The following is a 20027-nucleotide window of genomic DNA, read 5'->3' on the forward strand; positions in this document are numbered from 1 at the left end:
CGGAGACCCCGCGCCCGATACGATGGAGGGATGCCTGTCGCCCCTCTGGATGCCGCCGAACTCGCCGTCGTGGAGCGGAACGGCTTCGTCGAGTCACGCCATCTCGGCGTCGCGGTCGTGCTCCGTCCCGACGGGTCCGAGCTGCTGACCCTCGGCGACGCCGGAGCCCCGTTCCTCCCCCGCTCGAGCATGAAGCCGTTGCAGGCACTGGCCTGCCTGTCCGCGGGCGCCGACCTGTCGGGCGAGCGCCTCGCCCTGGCCATGGCCAGCCACGCCGGCACCGATCGGCATGCCGAGGTGGCCCGCGGCATCCTGGAGTCCGCCGGCCTGACCGAGGACGCCCTCGGCTGCCCCGCCGCGTGGCCGAGCGACACCTGGACGCGCGACGAGCTCGTGCGCGACCACGGCGTGCCCTCGCCGCTGCGGATGAACTGCTCCGGCAAGCACGCCGCGATGCTGCTCACCTGCGTCGCGAACGGCTGGTCCACGGCCGACTACCTCGACCCGCAGCACCCGCTGCAGGCGCACATCCGCGAGGTGATCGAACGCCTCGTGGGCGAGCGGCTCACGACCACCGCGATCGACGGCTGCGGCGCCCCCGTGTACACGATGAGCCTCACGGGTCTCGCCCGGGCCATCCAGCGCATCGCGACCTCGTCCCAGCGCTCCCCCTTCGCCCTGCACCGCAGCGCCGGGGCGCTCGTGCGCGCGGTGCGCGAGAACCCGTGGACCATCGACGGCCCCGGTCGCGGCGACACGATCGTCATCGAGCGGCTCAACGTCTTCTCGAAGATGGGGGCCGAGGGGGTCCAGGTCATGACCGCCCCGGACGGCACGACCGTCGCCCTCAAGATGCTCGACGGCAGCAACCGGGCCGCGCACGCCGTGGCCCTGCGCCTGCTCGAGAAGGCGGGCGCGCTCACCCCGGCCGCGGTCGCCGACACCCTCTCCGCGCTCCCCCTCACCATCTCGGGCGGCGGGCGCGAAGTGGGCGTGATCCGCGCGACGGTCTGACCCGGCACAGGCCCGCGGTGTCATTCCGGGAACGTGGATGCCACCGCGTGGCATCCGTCCCCCTCCTCCGGGGGTGGCGACGCTCTCAGATGCCGCCGTCGACCGACCGCGGGTAGGTGATCGGCTCGTCCGGGACGAGCACCTCGGTGTCGCGGTTCAGGCTCTCGCCGCGGAAGAACGGACGCGACGCCGGCATGACGAACCACAGCAGCATGAGCAGCACCCCGACCGCGAGCGCGCCGATGCCCACGACGAAGGTGCCGCCGACGCCCAGCAGCACCGTGTAGCCGTAGTCGACGTCGAACATGTCGATGGCCGACTGCACGAAGGCGAACGTCAGCATGAGCGCGCCGAGGAGGGGCAGGATGCCGCGGGTGACGAGGTTCCGGCCCGAGGAGAACAGGTCGCGACGGAAGTACCAGACGCAGGCGTAGCCGGTGATGGCGTAGTAGAACGCGATCGCGAGGCCCAGCGACAGGATGGAGTCCTGGAGGATGTTGTCGCTGATCAGGGTCATCACGATGTAGTAGAGGCTCGCCACGACGCCCATGACCAGCGTCGAGAACGACGGCGTACGGTACCGGGGGTGGACGGCCTGGAACCGGGCGGGCAGCGCCTTGTACGCCGCCATCGCGAGGGTGCCACGCGCCGTGGGGAGGATGGTCGTCTGCGTCGAGGAGACGGCCGAGATGAGCACGGCCACGACCAGCAGCCACCCGAAGGGGCCGAAGACCCCGTCCTTCAGGGCGAGGAAGACGTCGTCGGCGTTGTCGAGGTTGGCCAGTCCGACGCCGTCCTCGCCGACGCCGGCGTACATCATCGCGGCGACCGTGACCGACACGTAGGTGCCCAGGAGGATCACCGTCGTCAGCAGCGCCGCCCGCCCGGGGGTGCGCCGCGCGTCCTTGGTCTCCTCGTTGAGAGCGAGGCAGGTGTCCCAGCCCCAGTAGATGAAGAGGGCCAGCAGCACGGCCTCGGTGAAGCCGCTCCAGTCCGTGAACCCGAGCGGGTTGAACCAGGCGAGGTCGAACGGCGTCGGGTTCGGTGCGGTGCCGTCGAAGAACTGCCACAGCGTCGCCACGACGAACGCGGCGAGCACGAGGTACTGCACCGCGAGGAGGACGTTCTGCAGTCGCTCGCCGATCTCGACCCCGCGCCAGCTGACGTAGGTCATCGCGGCGATGAAGACGACGCCGGTCGCGGTGACGACGACCGGGTTCTCCGCGAGGGATCCGTCGCCGATGAGGGTCCAGAAGTAGATGCCGGCGATCTGCGCGAGGTTGGCCAGCACGACCATGCCCGCGACCGCCACTCCCCATCCGCCCATCCAGCCGACCCACGGGCCGAACGCCTTCGTCCCCCACGTGAACGTCGTGCCGCAGTCCGGGACCGCATTGTTCAGTTCCCGGTACGCGAACGCGATGAAGAGCATCGGGATGAAGGCCAGGATGAACGCGATCGGCGCCTGGGCTCCGACGGCCACGACGACGAAGCCGAGGGTGGCCACGAGCGAGTACACGGGCGCCGTCGACGCGAGCCCGATCACCGTGGATCCCCAGAGTCCGAGCGTCCCCGTCGCCAGGCCCTTGGTCGTCGCCGTCGTGGGCTGCGTCGTCATATGCCGAACGTAGAATTCACCCGTCGTCCGCGTCAAGGACGGATTCCCCTCGCGTCCTCGCCGCGGTCCGGCCATGACGGGCGGGAGGGCTCAGGCGGGGGGCTCAGACGGTGGCTCCGGCGGACGGAAGGGCTCAGGCCGTCGGGCGGGCCACGTCGAGCACGACGATGGTGATGTTGTCGCGCCCACCGTTCTCGAGGGCCGCGGCCATCATCGCCTTCACGGCGTTGGCCGGGTCGCGGTTGGCCTCGAGGAAGTGCCGGATGCCGAAGTCGGTGAGCTCCTTCGTCAGTCCGTCGGAGCAGATGACGAAGCGGTCGCCGTCGACCACCTCGAGACGCAGGTAGTCGGGCTTGACGCTGTCGCTCGGGCCCACGGCGCGGGTGATGACGTTGCCGTAGGGGTGGTTCTCCGCCTCCTCCGGGCTGAGACGCCCGGCGGCGATGAGCTCCTGCACGACGGAGTGGTCCGTCGTGACCTGCACGATGTCGTCGTCGCGCAGGAGGTAGACGCGCGAGTCGCCGATGTTCAGCGTGACCCAGTGGGGCTCCTCCCCCGACGTCTCGAGGTACAGGCCGGTCAGCGTGGTGCCGGTCCCCTCGTCCGTGGTCTCGGGGTGCGCGACGATGTCCTTGACCGCACGCGAGAGAGCCTTCTCGATGCTCTTGGGCGTCACGGAGCCCGCGGCGACCGTGGCCCGCAGCCGGTCGACGGTGCTGGTGCTGGCGATCTCGCCGCCCAGGTGCCCGCCCATCCCGTCGGCGACGACGAACAGCGGGTATTCGGCGAGGACCGCGTCCTGGTTGACTTCGCGACGACGCCCCGTGTCGGTGCTCTCCGCCCATGACAGCTCGATGTCTCCGCCATGGAGCGGGACGCGGCGGGTGTGGGTGGTCACCTCGGGCACGAAAGATCCTCCGGTTGGCCGACAGCTTCGCCGGCGAGGGACGCGCGGCCCTCACATACTAGTCGACACGCCGCGTCTCGCCGCGGCAGCGCCGCGCGGAACGGCCCGGCCCCGTCGCGCGCGGGACTCATCCCGCGGCGGGGTCGGCGGGGAGGCTCAGGATGCCGTCGAGCTCGGCGATGTCCTCCGGCGTCGGCGTCCAGGCGACGGCCGCCTCCGCGTTGGCCCGCACCTGCTCGGCGCTGGTGGCGCCCGCGATCACGCTCGACACGAGCGGGTTGGCCAGGAACCAGCCGAAGGTCCCCTGGAGCATCGTGATGCCGCGCGCGTCGCAGAAGGCCTGGTACTGCTCGAGGGCGTCCCACGGCGCCTCCCGCCACAGGTGCGGCCGCTGCCGCATGATGCGGCTGCCCTCCGGGCCCCCGTCGCGCGTGAACTTGCCGGTCAGCAGACCGTTGTGCAGCGGGAAGAACGGCAGGAACCCGAGTCCGTAGCGCTCCACCGCGGGCAGGACCTCGCGCTCGGCGGCGCGAGCGAGCAGGCTGTATTGGTTCTGCGCGGAGACGAACCGCACGGCCCCGGCGGCGTGGTCGGCCTCGGCGATCTGCCACCCCGCGAAGTTGGAGTGCCCGACGTAGAGCACCTTCCCCTCGCGCACGAGGTCGCTCACGGCATCCAGGGTCTCCTCGATCGGGGTCGAGGGATCGGGGGTGTGCAGCTGGTAGAGGTCGATGCGGTCGGTGCGCAGGCGGCGCAGCGAGTCCTCGACGGCCCGGCGGATGTGGATGCGCGAGCCCTTCGCGCCGCCCGGGACGTCCGGGGCGAAGTCGGCGTGGCCGAACTTCGTCGCCAGCACGACCTCGTCGCGGCGGCCCGCGAGAGCCTCCCCCATGAGCGTCTCGCTGAGACCGAACTCGCGCCCGTAGATGTCCGCGGTGTCGAGGAAGGTCACGCCCGCGTCGATCGCTGCGTCCAGCACCGCCCGTGTGCCGTCGATGGTCTCGGTCGCCGTCCCGGCGCGGCCGAAGTTGTTGCAGCCGAGTCCGACCGCGGAGACGCGGAGTCCGGAGTCGCCGACGGGACGGAGGGGCAGCGTCGAGGGGGTCATCCCTCCACGGTAGCCGCCGCCGGGACGGCGACGGGCCCGCACCGGAGTGGTGTGGGCCCGTCGGTCGATCAGTACTGCGGCGGCGGCGGGGGCGTGGTGCCCGGCGACGGCGGCGGCGGGGTGGCTCCCCCGGCGGGCGGGGGCGGGTAGCCACCGGCGGGCGGCGTGGTCCCGGTGGCGGGCGGCGGCGGGTAGCCGCCGGGGTTCTGCGGGGCGCCGTATCCGGCGTTCGGGATGTCGCCGGCGGCGGAGACCGGCTGGCTCGGCTGGACCGGGATGCCGTTCCACACGGTCTTGTCGGCGAGGAACGACGACGACCAGGGAGCGGGCGCGATGCCCGGCGTGAAACGCGCACTACCGAACCCGAGGATGGCCAGCCAGATCCAGATGCCGAGAGGACCGAGGAGGAACAGCAGGAGCAGCGGCCACTCCTTTCCGAACTTGCTGTTCACGCGCCACGCGATGGCGACAAACGCGACCAGACCGGCCAATCCGGCGAGGACGTTGAGCAGCGGGATGACGCCCGCCACGACGATGCCCAGGACGACCCACGGCGAGACGTCGCCGAGCTTGGCCAGGACGAGGGTGTTGTAGACGGGCACCCAGGCGCGCCACTTGCCCTGGACCCCGGCCTTCTCGAAGACCTTCATCAGCAGGAACGAGCTGATGACGTAGCCGATGATGGAGAAGAGGAAGGCGAAGAGGTTCAGGATCGCCAGGATCGCCGCCGACGCCGCGTCGGAAGAGTCCCCGTACATCGCAGGGAGAATGGTCATAGTGTCTCCTTCCGGGCCCGAGCCCACGGGAGCGGAGGTGCCCGCCGCAGTCATGGTAGCGAACTGAGTGTTCGCTGTGAGCGAGGCGCTGCGCTGTTATGAGCTGACGAGCGAGAATTCACCTGAATCGCCGCGCCGGAGGTCGACGCCGCGGTCGGCGGCCCACGACAGGAGGTCCTCGCCGGATGCGATGGTCGCTCCCGACGAAGCGAGGTCGCGGACGAGCTCGCCCTTCGCCTTCTTGTTGAAGTGGTTGAGGGCACGGACGGCCCCGTCCTCGGTCTCCGCGACGACCCGCACGTAGGCGGACGCCACCTCCTCCGGCACGGGCCCGAGGGCCACGTAGGCCTCGGAGCGCAGGTCCAGGACGAAGGCGGGGAGGGATGCCGCCAGCGCCGCGCTCACCGGGGTCGCCCACTGCCGCCGCAGGGCCGGCAGTCCCGGCACCGACGTCCCGGCGGCGAGGCGATAGGCGGGGATGGCATCCATCCCTCCCACCGGCCCGAAGGGCGCCGAATGGATGAGGACGTGCTCCCCGATCCAGGCGCGGGCGGCGTCGTCGAGAGACGACGCGTCGAGCGCGTCGAAGAGCACGCCGGTGTAGCGATCGATCGCCGGCATCGTCGGGGCGGTCCGGAGCGCCGCGTTGTCCGCGATCTCGTGCCGGCGAGCGGCGCTGAGCTTGAGGACGCGCGCGGCCGCGTCCTCATCGGCGGAGAGCGCGATGAGGGCGTCGATCACCTCGTGACGCTGTGGCGCGAGCGCGGGCAGCGCCAGGGCGGCGAGGTCGAGCGGGGCGCCGTCGCCGCCCGGGCGCTTGGTCTCGGACGGGGGCAGGAGGACGAGCATGGGATCTCCGGGAAACGATCGACGCGCGCCGCCCGGTGAACCGGGCGACGCGCGTCGGGGATGATGCGGTCGCGTCAGGAGACGAGTGCGGCGTTGCCGGCGACGATGGTGAGCTCGTCGTCGGCCATCGACAGGAAGCCGTCCTTCGCGTTGGCGAGGATCTTCGTGCCGTCGGTGCGGGTGATGCGCACCTCGCCCTGCGCCAGGATGGCGAGGACGGGCTCGTGGCCCTGCATGAAACCGATCTCGCCCTCGACGGTCTTGGCGACGACGAGCGTCGCCTCACCCGTCCAGACCTCGGCGTCCGCCGAGACGAGGCTCACGCGCAACGACATGTCAGCCGTTCTCCTTCTGGATCTGCGCCCACTTGGCCTCGACGTCGGAGATGCCGCCGACGTTGAAGAAGGCCTGCTCGGCCACGTGGTCGAACTCGCCCTTGACGATCGCGTCGAACGACTCGATGGTCTCCTTGATCGGGACCGTGGAGCCCTCGACGCCGGTGAACTTCTTCGCCATGTAGGTGTTCTGCGAGAGGAACTGCTGGATGCGGCGTGCACGCGACACGACGATCTTGTCCTCTTCGGAGAGCTCGTCGACACCGAGGATCGCGATGATCTCCTGCAGCTCCTTGTTCTTCTGCAGGATCTGCTTCACGGCGGTGGCCACGCGGTAGTGGTCCGCACCGATGTAGCGCGGGTCAAGGATGCGGCTCGTCGAGGTCAGCGGGTCGATCGCGGGGTACAGACCCTTCGAGGCGATCTCGCGCGACAGCTCGGTCGTCGCGTCGAGGTGCGCGAACGTCGTGGCCGGGGCCGGGTCGGTGTAGTCGTCGGCGGGGACGTAGATCGCCTGCAGCGAGGTGATCGAGTGACCGCGCGTCGAGGTGATGCGCTCCTGGAGCACACCCATCTCGTCGGCGAGGTTCGGCTGGTAGCCCACCGCGGAGGGCATACGACCGAGCAGCGTAGAGACCTCGGAGCCGGCCTGCGTGAAGCGGAAGATGTTGTCGATGAAGAGCAGCACGTCCTGCTTCTGCACGTCGCGGAAGTACTCCGCCATCGTGAGCGCGGACAGGGCGACGCGCAGACGCGTCCCCGGCGGCTCGTCCATCTGGCCGAAGACCAGGGCGGTCTTGTCGAAGACGCCCGCCTCCTCCATCTCGCCGATGAGGTCGTTGCCCTCACGGGTGCGCTCGCCGACACCGGCGAACACCGACACACCACCGTGGTCCTGCGCGACGCGCTGGATCATCTCCTGGATGAGGACGGTCTTGCCGACGCCCGCCCCACCGAACAGACCGATCTTGCCGCCCTGCACGTAGGGGGTCAGAAGGTCGATCGACTTGATGCCGGTCTCGAACATCTCGGTCTTGGACTCGAGCTGGTCGAAGCTCGGGGCCTTGCGGTGGATGCCCCAGCGCTCGGTGACCTCGATCTGCTCGCCGGGAGCCGCGTTCAGCACCTCACCGGTGACGTCGAACACCTTGCCCTTGGTGACGTCGCCGACGGGCACCGTGATCGGGCCGCCGGTGTTGCGCACCTCCTGGCCGCGGACGATGCCGTCCGTGGGCTTGAGGGCGATGGCGCGGACGAGGTCGTCACCCAGGTGCTGCGCGACCTCGAGGGTGATCTCGGTCGACTGGTCGCCGATGGTGATCGTGGTCTTGAGGGCGTTGTAGATCTCGGGGATCGAGTCGTGCGGGAACTCGATGTCGACGACCGGGCCGGTGACGCGCGCGACGCGTCCGACGACGGCCGCGTCGGTCTTCTCGGCGGTGAGGCTCATGGCTTCTTCTCTCCTTGGGAACTTACTTGCCGGATGACAGGGCATCGGCGCCGCCGACGATCTCGGCGATCTGCTGCGTGATCTCCGCCTGACGCGCGTTGTTGCGCAGACGGGTGTAGTCGGTGATGAGCTTGTCGGCGTTGTCGCTGGCCGACTTCATGGCCTTCTGCGTCGCGGCGTGCTTCGCGGCGGACGACTGGAGCAGGGCGTTGAAGATCCGGCTCTGGACGTACACCGGCAGGAGCGCGTCGAGGACGGTCTCCGCGTCGGGCTCGAACTCGTAGAGCGGGTAGAGCTGCGCCTGTGCGGGAGCGGCATCCGCCTCGACGACCTCGAGCGGCAGCAGACGGACGGTCTCGGGAGACTGGGTCATCATGCTGACGAAGCGGTTGTAGACGAGGTGGATCTCGTCGACGCCGTCGTTCTCGCCGGTGCGGCGGTAGGCCTCGAGCACCGCGGCCGAGATCTCCTCCGCCGTCGAGAACTGCGGGGTGTCCGTGTCACCGGTCCACTGCGCCTTGCTGGCCATGCGGCGGAACTGGAAGTAGCCGACGGCCTTGCGACCGACGAGGTAGAACTCCACCTCCTTGCCCTGACTGCGCAGCAGCTCGGTCAGCTCGAGGCCCTCACGGAGGATCTGCGAGTTGAACGCGCCCGCCAGGCCACGGTCGGAGGTGAAGATCACCACGGCCGACCGGCGGATGTTCTCGCGCTCGGTCGTCAGCGGGTGGTCGACACTGGAGTGCGTCGCCACCGCCGACACCGCGTTGGTCACGGCGCGCGCGAAGGGCGACGCCGCGCGCACACGCGCCATCGCCTTCTGGATGCGCGACGCAGCGATGAGCTCCATCGCCTTCGTGATCTTCTTGGTCGTCTGAGCAGAGCTGATCTTCTGCTTGTAGACCCGTAGTTGTGCGCCCATGATTCCGTTCTCGTGTCGTCGCTTTAGCGACGGCCCTTGACGATCCGCTCCTGGTTGACGTCCTCGGCCTCGGCCGCGTCGACCTTCTCGGCACCGACGAGACCCTGGTCGTCGCCCGACTGGAACTCGAGGATGAAGGCGTCCACCTTCTGCTCGAGCTCCGAGACGACGTCGTCGCCCAGGACGTTGGTCTCGCGCAGGGTGTCGAGGACCGTGGAGTTGCGACGGAGGTAGTCCAGCAGCTCGCGCTCGAAGCGGAGCACGTCGGAGACCTCGATGGTGTCGAGCTTGCCGTTGGTGCCGGCCCAGATCGAGACGACCTGCTCCTCGACGGGGTACGGCGAGTACTGCGGCTGCTTGAGCAGTTCCGTCAGGCGCGCACCACGGGCGAGCTGGCGACGCGACGCGGCGTCGAGGTCGCTCGCGAACATCGCGAACGCCTCGAGCGAGCGGTACTGCGCGAGCTCGAGCTTCAGCGTTCCGGAGACCTTCTTGATCGACTTGACCTGGGCGTCGCCGCCGACGCGCGACACCGAGATGCCCACGTCGACCGCGGGACGCTGGTTGGCGTTGAACAGGTCGGACTGCAGGAAGATCTGGCCGTCGGTGATCGAGATCACGTTGGTCGGGATGTACGCCGAGACGTCGTTCGCCTTGGTCTCGATGATCGGCAGACCGGTCATCGAGCCGGCGCCGAGCTCGTCGGACAGCTTCGCGCAACGCTCGAGCAGACGCGAGTGCAGGTAGAAGACGTCACCGGGGTACGCCTCGCGGCCCGGCGGGCGGCGGAGGAGCAGCGACACGGCACGGTAGGCCTCGGCCTGCTTCGACAGGTCGTCGAAGATGATCAGGACGTGCTTGCCGCCGTACATCCAGTGCTGGCCGATGGCCGAGCCGGTGTAGGGAGCGAGGTACTTGAAGCCGGCCGGGTCGGAGGCCGGGGCCGCGACGATGGTGGTGTACTCCATCGCGCCGGCGTCCTCGAGCGCGCCCTTCACCGAGGCGATGGTCGAGCCCTTCTGACCGATCGCGACGTAGATGCAGCGCACCTGCTTGTTGACGTCGCCGGAGTCCCAGTTGGCCTTCTGGTTGATGATCGTGTCGATCGCGATGGCCGTCTTGCCGGTCTGGCGGTCGCCGATGATCAGCTGGCGCTGACCGCGGCCGACGGGAATCATGGCGTCGATCGCCTTGATGCCGGTCTGCAGCGGCTCGTGCACGCTCTTGCGCTGCATGACGCCCGGGGCCTGGAGCTCGAGCGCACGGCGCCCCTCGCTGGCGATCTCGCCGAGACCGTCGATCGGGTTGCCGAGCGGGTCGACGACGCGGCCGAGGTAGCCGTCGCCCACGCCGACCGAGAGCACCTCGCCGGTGCGGGTGACGGGCTGGCCCTCCTCGATGCCGGAGAACTCGCCGAGGACGACGACGCCGATCTCGTGCTCGTCGAGGTTCTGGGCCAGGCCGAGCGTGCCGTCCTCGAAACGGACGAGCTCGTTCGCCATGACGCCGGGGAGGCCCTCGACGTGCGCGATGCCGTCGGCGGCGTCGACGACCGAGCCGACCTCGGTCGCCGCAGCGCCGGTCGCCTCGTAGGCGTTGACGAAGTCCTTCAGCGCGTCACGGATGACGTCGGGGCTGATAGAGAGGTCTGCCATTGTCTTCCTTCGTTCGTGGGACTCGAGGTCCCCAGATCTCCGCCCGCTCGGGCGGGAAGTCTTAGCCTGCGATCCGCTGCCGCAGGTCGGCGAGACGCGTCGAGACGCTCGCGTCGATCACGTCGTCGGCGATCTGCACGCGCAGTCCGCCCACCACCGTGGGGTCGATGACCGTGTTGAGGGTCACCGTCGTGTTGTAGCGGGCGCCCAGAGCCGACCGGAGGCGCTCCTCCTGCTGCTCGCTCAGCGGCGCCACCGCGTACACGGTCGCCACGACGCGGCCGCGCTGCTCGGCGACGAGACGCTCCGCCCAGCGCAGCAGCGACCGCACGCGGCGGTTGCGCGGCTGCTGGACCAGCGACGACGCGATGAGGATCGTCGCCGCGCTGACGCGGCCCTCGAGCAGCGAGGTGACGAGCGCGCCCTTCGCCGCGGGGTCGCCCACGCGGCTGCCGAGCGCGAGCTCGAGCTCGCCGTTGGCCGAGACTGTGCGCGAGAACTGGAACAGCTCGCCCTCGACGTCGCTCTGACCGTCGGCGACGCCGGCGGCGCGGATCGCGAGCTCTTCGAGCCCCTCGACCAGCTCGTCGGTGCTGGACCAACGCTGCGCGACGACCGTGCGCAGCAGGTCCACCGTGGTCGGGGCGAAGGACGGACCGAAGACGGCCGCCACCACGCCGGCGCGCGCCGCGGCGGGCGCCGAGTGGTCGGCCAGCGCGCCGCTCAGGTGCGCCGAGGCGCCCACGGTGCGCGCCGCGGCGAACAGCTCGCGGGCGACGTCGAGATCGACGCCGGCGGCGGCGCCGAGCGCCTCCGCCGCAGCCGCTCGCGCCTGAGTGGTCGCGCTGCCCATTACTTGGCCGCCTTCTCGGAGGCCTCGAGGTCGGCGAGGAAGCGGTCGACCACGGCCTGCGCCTTGGCGTCGTCGGAGAGGGTCTCGCCGATGACGTTGCCGGCCAGGTCGACGGCCAGGGTGCCGACCTCGGAGCGGAGCGAGACGAGAGCGGTCTGACGCTCGGCCTCGATCTGCGTGTGGGCGGTCGCCGTCAGGCGAGCCGCCTCCGCGGATGCGGTCTCCTTGGCCTCGAGCACGATCTTGCGACCGTCCTCGCGAGCGGCCTCGCGGATCTCCCCGGCCTCCTTGCGAGCGGCGACGAGCTGCGCGGTGTACTCCTCGAGCGCGGCCTCGGCCTTGCGCTGAGCCTCATCGGCCTTGGCGATGTTGCCCTCGATCGCGGCGCTGCGCTTGTCGAGCACGGCACCGATGCGCGGCAGGGCGTAGAACACGACGACTGCTGCGATGATCGCGAAGCAGACACCAGACCAGATGATGTCGTAGATGGCCGGCAGCAGCGGGTTGCCGCCGCTGTGGCCTTCCTCGGCCGCGATCGTGACAAGAGCGGGAAGCATCCTGTCTCCTTACTCGTGGGTCGGGTGGATCAGGCCGCGCCGAAGATGAAGGGCGTGGCGATGCCGATCAGCGCGAGGATCTCGATGAAGGCGACACCGATGAACATGGTGGTCTGCAGGCGACCGGCGAGCTCGGGCTGACGGGCGGTCGACTCGATGGTCTTGCCGATCATGATGCCGAGACCGATGGCCGGGCCGATGGCAGCGAGACCGTAGCCCACGGTCGCGATGTTGCCCGTGACCTGAGCGAGAATCGTCGTTGCGTCCACTGAGGGTTTCCTTTCGTTGGGCGAACAGCCGGATGGCTGGTCGTCAGTGCTCTTCCGCGACCGCGAGCTGGATGTAGACCGCGGTGAGGATGGTGAAGACGTAGGCCTGGAGCAGGGCGACGAACACCTCGAAGAGAGTGAACGCCAGACCCAGGGACAGCGTCCCGGCCGCGAGCGGAGTCAGCCAGTTGAAGCTGAGGAAGAAGAAGTGCGTCGCCGAGAAGAACAGCACGAGCATGAGGTGCCCGACGATCATGTTCAGCAGCAGTCGCAGGAACAGCGACACCGGGCGGGCGATGAAGACCGAGATGAGCTCGACGATCGCGATGATCGGTACGAGGTACACCGGAACGCCGCCGGGGACGAGGGAGTACTTGAGGAAGCGGCCCACGCCGTGGCGGCGGATGCCCGCGTAGATGAAGGCGACGTACGCGACGAGCGCGAAGACGAGCGGCGCGCCGGCGACCGAGGTGCCCGGGATGTTGAGTCCGGGGATGACGCCCGTGAGGTTCAGCGCGAGGATCGTGAAGAACAGCGCGGTCAGCAGCGGCAGGAAGCGCTTGCCGTCCTTCTCGCCGAGCACCTGGTAGGCGATCTGCTCGCGGATGAAGCCGAAGCCGAGCTCGACGACGCTCTGGAAGCGCCCGGGCACGACCGTCATGCGACGGGTGCCGAGGACGATCACGAGCACCATCACGGCCGTCGCGATGAGCTGCACCATGGTGATGCGCGTCATCGCGAAGGGCGTGCCGGCGAATAGCAGCTCGGGCGGGAAGAAGTCCGAGATGGAGGGCGGGGAGAAGTAGGGCGCGTCAGCAGCGTGCGCGATCGTATTCGCCTGAGTCAACGGGGTGGCTCCAGCTTCTCGAACCGATAGGGAGTGGTTCGGGGAGGGTGGGAAACGGCTCTCCCCGGGGCCTCGGCGTCACCGCCGCACACCGGCCGAGGTGCGTTCGACCAGCGTAGCAAAGATCCCCGGAATCGCGGCATCCGGATGTGGTCAGACCTCGTCGGGTGCGCTCTGCTGGGGCAGGACGGTGTCCGAGACGGCGGGCAGACGCATGCGCGAGATGACGACGAGGTCCACGACGAGCGAGCTGACCGCCGTGGCCAGGAGGGCGAAGAAGAACACCGGGGCGACGACCCAGTCCATGCGCAGCAGCACGAGGAACGCCACGATGACGAGGACGAACTTCAGCAGCCAGCCGCCGAGGACGACTCCGAAGAAGATCTGCAGCCAGGCCGGATTGCCGTAGAAGCGGTTCGCCACCAGGATGCTGACGGCGGTGAGCGCGGGGAAGATCGCACCGACGGCGGCCCCCACTCCCCCGCTCCAGGCGCCGTTGGCGCCGGCGACGAACAGGCCGACGACCACCGCCACGACGAGGACGACGACGGCGACGACCGCCGACCAGATCAGGGCGGCGCGCAGCACCGGGGTGCTCGAGACGGGGGTGGTCATGACGACTCCTCACGGACGGGACGACGGGAGAACCGTCGCGATGGAAGCAGGGTGAGCACCGCGCAGGCGGCGACGCCGACGACGCCGAAGGCGATGCCGATGGCGTAGTCGCCGGGCCACTCGTGCTGGGTGCCGATGTACATCAGCAGGAACGCCAGGCTCACGACGGCGGTCCAGCTGTAGAAGATGAGGACCGCGTCGCGGTCCGTGTGCCCCATGTCGAGCATGCGATGGTGCAGGTGCTTGCGGTCGGGCGAGAAGGGCGACCGGCCGGCCCACTGGCGGCGGATGACGGCGAGGCCGAAGTCCAGCAGGGGCAGCAGCACGATGACCACCGGCAGCAGGATCGGGATGAACGCGCCGAGGAGCTGCGACCGGCCGAGCTGCTCGGGATCGAGCACCGCCGGATCGAGCTGGCCGGTGATCGCGATGGCCGAGCTCGCCATGAGCAGCCCCAGCATGAGCGCCCCCGCGTCCCCCATGAACAGCTTCGCCGGGGTCCAGTTCATCGGCAGGAAGCCGAGGCAGGCGCCGACGAGGACCGCGGCGATGAAGGAGGCGAGGTTGAAGTACGTGCTCGCTCCGGTGTCGCGCACGAGGAGGTACGAGTAGGCGAAGAACACGCCGTTGGCGATGAGGCAGACGCCGGCGACGAGCCCGTTGAGGCCGTCGATGAAGTTGACCGCGTTCATGACGACGACGATCGCGAACACCGTCAGGAGGAAGCTCACCCAGCTCGACCCCACCGTCAGAGCCCCGATGGGGAGCGAGAGGATCTGCAGCTGCCCGTACCAGGCGATGATCCCGGCGGCGACGAACTGGGCGCCCAGCTTGATCATCCAGTCCAGGTCCCACAGGTCGTCCGCCACGCCGACGAGGACGATGAGCAGCACGGCGCCGAGCAGCGACAGCACCGGGACCGGGTCGACCCAGAAGATGGCGAAGTACGGGTTGCGGCTGGAGAGCAGGAACGCCGCCAGCACGCCGAGGAACATCGCGACTCCCCCCAGGCGCGGGGTGGGGGTCTTGTGCACGTCGCGTTCGCGGATGCCGGGGTACAGCTTGAACCGCAGCGCGAGCTTCCACACCACCCACGACAGCGCGAGAGTGACCGCGGCCGTGAACAGGATGGTGAGGAGGTACTGGGTCACGGCCCGCCGGCCTCGACGTCCGGGTCGGGCTCGAGCAGGTCGCCGAGCACCTCGCGGAGTCGGGCACGGGTGATGGCGCCCTCGCGGAGCACGCGCACCCGGGGGTCGGTCCCGCCGACGAGGCTCGTCGCGTCCACGATGGTGGAGGCGATGCCCTTCTCGCTCGGACCGGCGTCGAGGTAGACCGCGACGCTGTCGCCCAGCATGTCCCGCGCCTGGTCGATGCCGACCGCGGCGGGCATCCCGGTGCGGTTGGCGCTCGAGACGGCGAGCGGACCGGTCTCCTCGAGCAGTTCGAGCGTCAGGTTCTGCGCCGGCATGCGCACGGCGACCGTGCCGTGCGTGTCGCCCAAGTCCCAGGACAGGGACGGCTGCGACGGCAGGACGATGGTCAGTCCCCCGGGCCAGAACTCGCCCACGAGGTCGTCGACCGCGGCGGGCACGTCGGCGACGAGCGCGCGCAGAGTCCCGACGCCGGGCACGAGCACGGGCGGCGGCTGCTGGCGCCCGCGGCCCTTGGCCTCGAGCAGGCCCGCGACGGCGCGCGCGTTGAACGCGTCGGCGGCGATTCCGTAGACGGTGTCGGTGGGGAGCACGACGAGTTCGCCTCGACCGATGGCCTGACGCGCGTGGCGCATCCCGGACAGCAGCTGCGACTCGTCACGGCAGTCGTAGACGGGAGACATGTCGGCAGCAGTCTACTGGCGCGGCCGTGCCGACGCGTCCAGGACGGGATGCCGCCGGTACGGCCGTCCCGTCAGGGACGGACCGCCGTCGTCGCGCGGTCGCGCATCGTGAGGTCCGGATGCGTGGCGGCGGCCCGCCAGCCGTCCGCCCCGAGGATGTCGCGGATGGCCGGTCCCTGCCACTCCCCGTGCTCGATGACGATCGTGCCGCCGGAGTGCGCGAGCCGCAGGCCGACCCGGCTCAGCACGCGCACCGCGTCCAGCCCGTCTGCGCCGCCGTAGAGCGCGGCGGGCGGGTCGAACAGCCGGACCTCCGGGTCGCGCGGGATCGCGTCGTCGGGAACGTAGGGCGGATTGGATGCCACGACCGACACACGGCCGTCGAGCTCGGGGAACGCGTGGGCGAAGTCGGTGAAGGCCAGGCGCAGATTGGACGCGCCGATCCGCTCCGCGTTCTGACGCGCCCACACGAAGGCGTCGACGGAGTTCTCCGCGGCGTGCACCCGCGCGTACGGCACCTCGGTGGCCATCGCGAGGGCGATCGCCCCGCTGCCCGTGCCGAGGTCCACGGCGATCGGCTCGGGCGAGGCCGCCGCGGCGAGCGCGTCGATCGCCAGCTGCGCGACCATCTCGGTCTCCGGACGGGGCACGAACACCCCCGGTCCCACCGCGAGCTCCAGCGACCGGAAGGGCGCGAGCCCGGTCAGGTGCTGCAGCGGCTCGCGGGCGCTGCGGCGGTCGATCAGGTGCGCCAGCTCGGAGGCGGCGGCATCCGGGAACACGTCTCCGCGGATGGCCGCGGCCTGCACGCCCCCTCGGCTGAGGCCGAGCACGTGGGCGACGAGGAGCTCCGCGTCCACCTGCGGCTCGGGCACGCCCGCGGCGGCCAGGCGCGCGACCGCGTCGCGCAGGACGGTGGACGTCGGTGCGGGGAGGGAGGGGGGCGAGACGGAGGCAGACATGACGGGGAGAGCCTAGACCGCCCCTGCCGCACGGGACGTCACACAGGATCCCGGACCGGACGGCTCGCCTAGGCTGGACGCGACTTCATCGACGGCGAAAGGCGACTCATGCCCGGCATCCACTCCGACATCACCTCCGCGTTCGGCGACACCCCGCTCGTGCGCCTGAACCGCGTCGCGGAGGGCGCCGGGGCGACCATCCTCGCCAAGCTGGAGTTCTACAACCCCGCGTCGAGCGTCAAGGACCGTCTCGGCATCGCGATCGTCGACGCCGCCGAGGCCTCCGGCGAGCTGAAGCCGGGCGGCACCCTCGTGGAGTCGACCAGCGGCAACACCGGCATCGCCCTCGCCATGGTCGGCGCCGCGCGCGGCTACAAGGTGATCCTGACGATGCCGGCGTCCATGTCGAAGGAGCGCCGCATCCTGCTCAAGGCCTTCGGCGCGGAACTGGTGCTGACCGACCCGACCAAGGGCATGTCGCACGCCGTCGAGGAGGCCAAGCGCATCGTCGCCGAGACCCCCGGCGCCGTGTGGGCGCGCCAGTTCGAGAACGAGGCCAACCCGGCCGTCCACCGCCGCACCACGGCCGCGGAGATCCTGCGCGACACCGACGGCAAGGTCGACTACTTCGTCGCCGGCATCGGCACGGGCGGCACCATCACCGGCGTGGGGCAGGTGCTGAAGGAGCGCGTGCCCGGCGTCAAGATCGTCGCCGTCGAGCCCGCCGACTCCCCCGTCCTCACGAAGGGGCACCCGGGGCCGCACAAGATCCAGGGCATCGGCCCGAACTTCGTGCCCGCGATCCTGGACCGCGACATCCTCGACGAGGTCATCGACGTCGAGTTCGACGACGCCATCCGCCTCGCCCGCGAGACCGCGGCCAAGGACGGCATCCTCGTCGGCATGTCCTCGGGCGCGGCCATCTGGGCCGCCCTCGAGGTCGCCCGCCGCCCCGAGGCCGCCGGCAAGACGATCGTCGTCATCATCCCCTCGTACGGCGAGCGGTACCTCTCCACCGCCCTGTACGAGCACCTGCGCGAAGACTGACGTGGGGGTGCTCAGCCGCCTCCGCGAGGACGTCGCGGCGGCCAAGCTCCGCGACCCGGCCGCACGCAGCGGCCTGGAGATCGCCCTGCTGTACCCGGGGCTGCACGCCGTGTGGTGCCATCGCGTCGCCCACCGGCTGTGGGGACGGGGTCTGCGCTTCCCGGCGCGGGCGCTGTCGCAGGCGGCCCGCTGGCTCACCGGGATCGAGATCCACCCCGGGGCCGTCATCGGGCGGCGGTTCTTCATCGACCACGGCATGGGCGTCGTCATCGGCGAGACCGCCGAGGTGGGGGACGACGTCCTGCTGTACCACGGGGTCACCCTCGGCGGCCGTCAGCGCGAGGGCGGCAAGCGCCACCCGACGCTGCACGACGGCGTGGCCGTCGGGGCGGGCGCGAAGATCCTCGGCCCGGTGACGATCGGGGCGCACACCGCTGTCGGGGCGAACGCCGTCGTCACCGTCGACGCCCCGGCCGACAGCGTCCTGGTCGGCGTCCCGGCCAAGCCCCGCGCCCGCCGCACCGGCGAGGACACCCGTTCGCTGCTGATGGCGCCGGAGTACTCGATCTGACCGCGGGTGCCCGCCCCGTGGCATCCATCGGTCCCTCCCCCCGGCCCTAGGCTCGGGGGATGGACCGCCTCCACGACCTGTCGCTGACCGCCCAGGTCGACGCCCTCGCCGCGGGCGAGCTGGACCCGCGGGAGCTCGCCGAGCACTACCTCGGGCGGATCGCGCGCCTCGCGGACCTGGGGGCGTTCGCCGAGGTGACCCCGGATGCCGCCCGCGCACGGGCCGACGCGCTCACGCGCACGGCTCCCGCCGGGACGCTGTGGGGCGTGCCGCACGCCGACAAGGACCTCGTCGCCCGCGCCGGTGTCCCCACCCGGTACGGCTCGCGATCCCGCGCGCACCTCGTGCCCACGACATCCGATCCTCTCGCTCTCGCCCTGGACGACGCCGGGGTGGTGACGCTCGGCAAGACGAGCACCTCGGAGTTCGGGCTCACCGGGTTCACCGAGCCGTTGATCCACGCACCGGCGCGGGATCCGTGGCGCCTCACGGCCGGGGCGGGCGGATCCAGCGGCGGGGCCGCCGTCGCCGTCGCCTCGGGACTCCTTCCCGCGGCCGTGGGCTCGGACGGCGGCGGGTCGATCCGCATCCCCTCCGCCACCGTGGGCGTCGTGGGGCTGAAGCCCTCGCGCGGTCGACTGCCGATCGGCTCGGGGTTCGACTCCCCCGACGGCCTGTCGGTGACCGGGCCGATCGCCCGCTCGGCCGAGGACGCCGGGCTGCTGCTGGACGCGCTCGTCGACCTGGCGCCGTTCCGCTACGCCACGGCCGCCCCGGGATCGGGGCCGTTCGCCGACGCCGCCCGGCGGCCACCGGGAGCGTTGCGCGTGGGGATCACGACCGTGTCGCCGTGGGACGACGACGAGGACATCGTGCTCGACGCCGACGCCCGTATCGCCTTCGGCACGGCCGCCGCCTGGCTCAGCGACGCCGGACATGCCGTGACGGATGCCGACTGGCATCCCTCCGGCTACGCGTCGCTGTTCCACGTGCTGTGGCGCGCGAGCGCGGCGCGGATCCCCCTGAGCGACGACGACATGACGCTCGTCGAGCCGTTGACGGCGTGGCTCGTCCGCGAGGGCCGCTCGCTGTCGGCGCTGGACCTGCTCGGCGGCCTGGCGTCGGCGCGCGCGTTCGAACGCCGTACGATCGCCGACTTCGCCGCTTTCGACGCGGTGCTCACCCCCGCGCTGGCGCAGCGGCCCCAGCCCGTGGGGGCCTACGCCGGGCACAGCCCCGAGCGGACGTTCGCGATGCAGGTGGAGTACGCGCCCTACTCGAGCTTCGTCAACGTCGCGGGGCTGCCGGCGCTGACGCTGCCCGTGACGAGGGATGCCACCGGGCACCCGGTGTCGGTCCAGCTCGTCGGCCGCCCCGGCGGCGAGGCGACGCTCCTGTCCCTCGCCGCGCAGCTCGAGGACCGCCGCGGCCCGCTGCCCCACCCGCCCGTCTGGGACGCGTGAACGCAGGCCGCGGGGGCTGACGTGCGGCGCGGCGGCGGCGGGCCGTCCCGCGGCGCTGACTTGGCGCAAATGTACGCGGAACACGCCCCTGCGCGAGCAATTGCGACAAGTCAGGGACCCAGACCCGGCGACTGGGCGCACATGCACGCGGAGCGCATCCCCGCGCGAGCAAATGCGACAAGTCAAAGACTCAGGCCCGGCGACTGGGCGCACATGCACGCGGAGCGCATCCCCGCGCGAGCAAATGCGACAAGTCACGGAAGCAGCAGACCCACCCCCGCGCTGGCTGGGCGCGAATGCACGCGGAGCGCATCCCCGCGCGAGCAAATGCGACAAGTCAAAGACCCAGACCCGGTGACTGGGCGCACATGC

General features: G+C 70.7%; 21 protein-coding genes. 4 read left to right on the forward strand and 17 right to left on the reverse strand.

The genetic code is table 11. The features are described 5' to 3' along the window. Window positions 1-30: 30 nt before the first annotated feature. On the forward strand, window positions 31-1014 hold the full coding sequence (locus tag ACO03V_RS10755) for an asparaginase (protein ID WP_423137582.1): 984 nt from the start codon (window positions 31-33) through the stop codon (window positions 1012-1014). Window positions 1015-1099: 85 nt separating this feature from the next. Here the strand turns inward: ACO03V_RS10755 and ACO03V_RS10760 are convergent, their stop codons facing one another. The 17 genes from ACO03V_RS10760 to prmC form a co-directional block, all read right to left on the reverse strand. Beyond that, on the reverse strand, window positions 1100-2632 hold the full coding sequence (locus ACO03V_RS10760; RefSeq protein WP_423137583.1) for an APC family permease: 1533 nt from the start codon (window positions 2630-2632) through the stop codon (window positions 1100-1102). 133 nt (window positions 2633-2765) lie between these two features. Then, complete coding sequence (locus ACO03V_RS10765; RefSeq protein WP_423137584.1) at window positions 2766-3539, reverse strand: PP2C family protein-serine/threonine phosphatase; 774 nt, start codon at window positions 3537-3539, stop codon at window positions 2766-2768. A 127-nt stretch (window positions 3540-3666) separates the two neighbouring features. Beyond that, entirely contained in the window at window positions 3667-4647 is a 981-nt protein-coding gene (locus tag ACO03V_RS10770; protein ID WP_423137585.1) for an aldo/keto reductase, read from the reverse strand. 68 nt (window positions 4648-4715) lie between these two features. Beyond that, on the reverse strand, window positions 4716-5423 hold the full coding sequence (locus tag ACO03V_RS10775) for a DUF5684 domain-containing protein (protein WP_423137586.1): 708 nt from the start codon (window positions 5421-5423) through the stop codon (window positions 4716-4718). A gap of 96 nt (window positions 5424-5519) precedes the next feature. Further along, window positions 5520-6272 carry a YaaA family protein gene (locus ACO03V_RS10780; protein ID WP_423137587.1) on the reverse strand — a complete coding sequence of 251 codons (753 nt, stop codon included), beginning with the start codon at window positions 6270-6272 and terminating at the stop codon, window positions 5520-5522. A 74-nt stretch (window positions 6273-6346) separates the two neighbouring features. After that, window positions 6347-6607, reverse strand: coding sequence for a F0F1 ATP synthase subunit epsilon (locus ACO03V_RS10785; RefSeq protein WP_367730291.1), 261 nt, complete (start codon window positions 6605-6607; stop codon window positions 6347-6349). A gap of 1 nt (window position 6608) precedes the next feature. Further along, complete coding sequence (gene atpD / locus ACO03V_RS10790; protein ID WP_367730289.1) at window positions 6609-8057, reverse strand: F0F1 ATP synthase subunit beta; 1449 nt, start codon at window positions 8055-8057, stop codon at window positions 6609-6611. Between the two features lie 22 nt (window positions 8058-8079). After that, window positions 8080-8979 (reverse strand): F0F1 ATP synthase subunit gamma, encoded by a 900-nt coding sequence (locus tag ACO03V_RS10795; RefSeq protein ID WP_367730287.1) that lies wholly within the window; start codon window positions 8977-8979, stop codon window positions 8080-8082. A gap of 23 nt (window positions 8980-9002) precedes the next feature. Further along, entirely contained in the window at window positions 9003-10634 is a 1632-nt protein-coding gene (gene atpA / locus ACO03V_RS10800) for a F0F1 ATP synthase subunit alpha (RefSeq protein ID WP_367730285.1), read from the reverse strand. Window positions 10635-10695: 61 nt separating this feature from the next. Continuing rightward, the gene (locus ACO03V_RS10805; protein ID WP_367730283.1) at window positions 10696-11487 is read right to left on the reverse strand and encodes a F0F1 ATP synthase subunit delta; all 792 of its coding nucleotides are present in this window, start codon (window positions 11485-11487) and stop codon (window positions 10696-10698) included. Continuing rightward, a complete protein-coding gene (locus ACO03V_RS10810; RefSeq protein ID WP_367730281.1) occupies window positions 11487-12044 on the reverse strand; it encodes a F0F1 ATP synthase subunit B in 558 nt (185 codons plus the stop codon). The genes ACO03V_RS10805 and ACO03V_RS10810 overlap by 1 nt, the downstream gene beginning before the upstream one ends. 29 nt (window positions 12045-12073) lie before the next feature. After that, window positions 12074-12313: a F0F1 ATP synthase subunit C gene (atpE, locus tag ACO03V_RS10815; RefSeq protein ID WP_367730279.1), complete on the reverse strand. Its 240-nt coding sequence runs from the start codon at window positions 12311-12313 to the stop codon at window positions 12074-12076. Between the two features lie 43 nt (window positions 12314-12356). Further along, entirely contained in the window at window positions 12357-13160 is an 804-nt protein-coding gene (gene atpB, locus ACO03V_RS10820; protein ID WP_367730273.1) for a F0F1 ATP synthase subunit A, read from the reverse strand. 153 nt (window positions 13161-13313) lie between these two features. Continuing rightward, complete coding sequence (locus tag ACO03V_RS10825) at window positions 13314-13775, reverse strand: hypothetical protein (RefSeq protein ID WP_367730271.1); 462 nt, start codon at window positions 13773-13775, stop codon at window positions 13314-13316. Continuing rightward, window positions 13772-14926 (reverse strand): MraY family glycosyltransferase, encoded by a 1155-nt coding sequence (locus ACO03V_RS10830; RefSeq protein ID WP_423137588.1) that lies wholly within the window; start codon window positions 14924-14926, stop codon window positions 13772-13774. The genes ACO03V_RS10825 and ACO03V_RS10830 overlap by 4 nt, the downstream gene beginning before the upstream one ends. Further along, window positions 14923-15612, reverse strand: a complete 690-nt coding sequence (locus tag ACO03V_RS10835) for an L-threonylcarbamoyladenylate synthase (RefSeq protein WP_367730263.1) — start codon at window positions 15610-15612, stop codon at window positions 14923-14925. Before ACO03V_RS10835 ends, ACO03V_RS10830 begins: the two co-directional genes overlap by 4 nt. A 71-nt stretch (window positions 15613-15683) precedes the next feature. Further along, the gene (gene prmC / locus ACO03V_RS10840; protein ID WP_423137589.1) at window positions 15684-16574 is read right to left on the reverse strand and encodes a peptide chain release factor N(5)-glutamine methyltransferase; all 891 of its coding nucleotides are present in this window, start codon (window positions 16572-16574) and stop codon (window positions 15684-15686) included. Between the two features lie 108 nt (window positions 16575-16682). On the opposite strand from prmC, the gene cysK reads away from it, so the two are divergent. From cysK to ACO03V_RS10855, 3 genes are read left to right on the forward strand one after another with little or no spacing between them, the layout of a single operon-like run. Next, window positions 16683-17621 (forward strand): cysteine synthase A, encoded by a 939-nt coding sequence (gene cysK / locus ACO03V_RS10845; protein ID WP_423137590.1) that lies wholly within the window; start codon window positions 16683-16685, stop codon window positions 17619-17621. A 1-nt stretch (window position 17622) separates the two neighbouring features. Then, complete coding sequence (gene epsC, locus ACO03V_RS10850; RefSeq protein ID WP_367730257.1) at window positions 17623-18192, forward strand: serine O-acetyltransferase EpsC; 570 nt, start codon at window positions 17623-17625, stop codon at window positions 18190-18192. Between the two features lie 59 nt (window positions 18193-18251). Next, complete coding sequence (locus ACO03V_RS10855; RefSeq protein WP_423137591.1) at window positions 18252-19655, forward strand: amidase; 1404 nt, start codon at window positions 18252-18254, stop codon at window positions 19653-19655. Window positions 19656-20027 lie beyond the last annotated feature (372 nt).

The organism is Microbacterium sp. HMH0099 (assembly GCF_049384025.1).
In the GTDB taxonomy this organism is placed as follows: domain Bacteria; phylum Actinomycetota; class Actinomycetes; order Actinomycetales; family Microbacteriaceae; genus Microbacterium.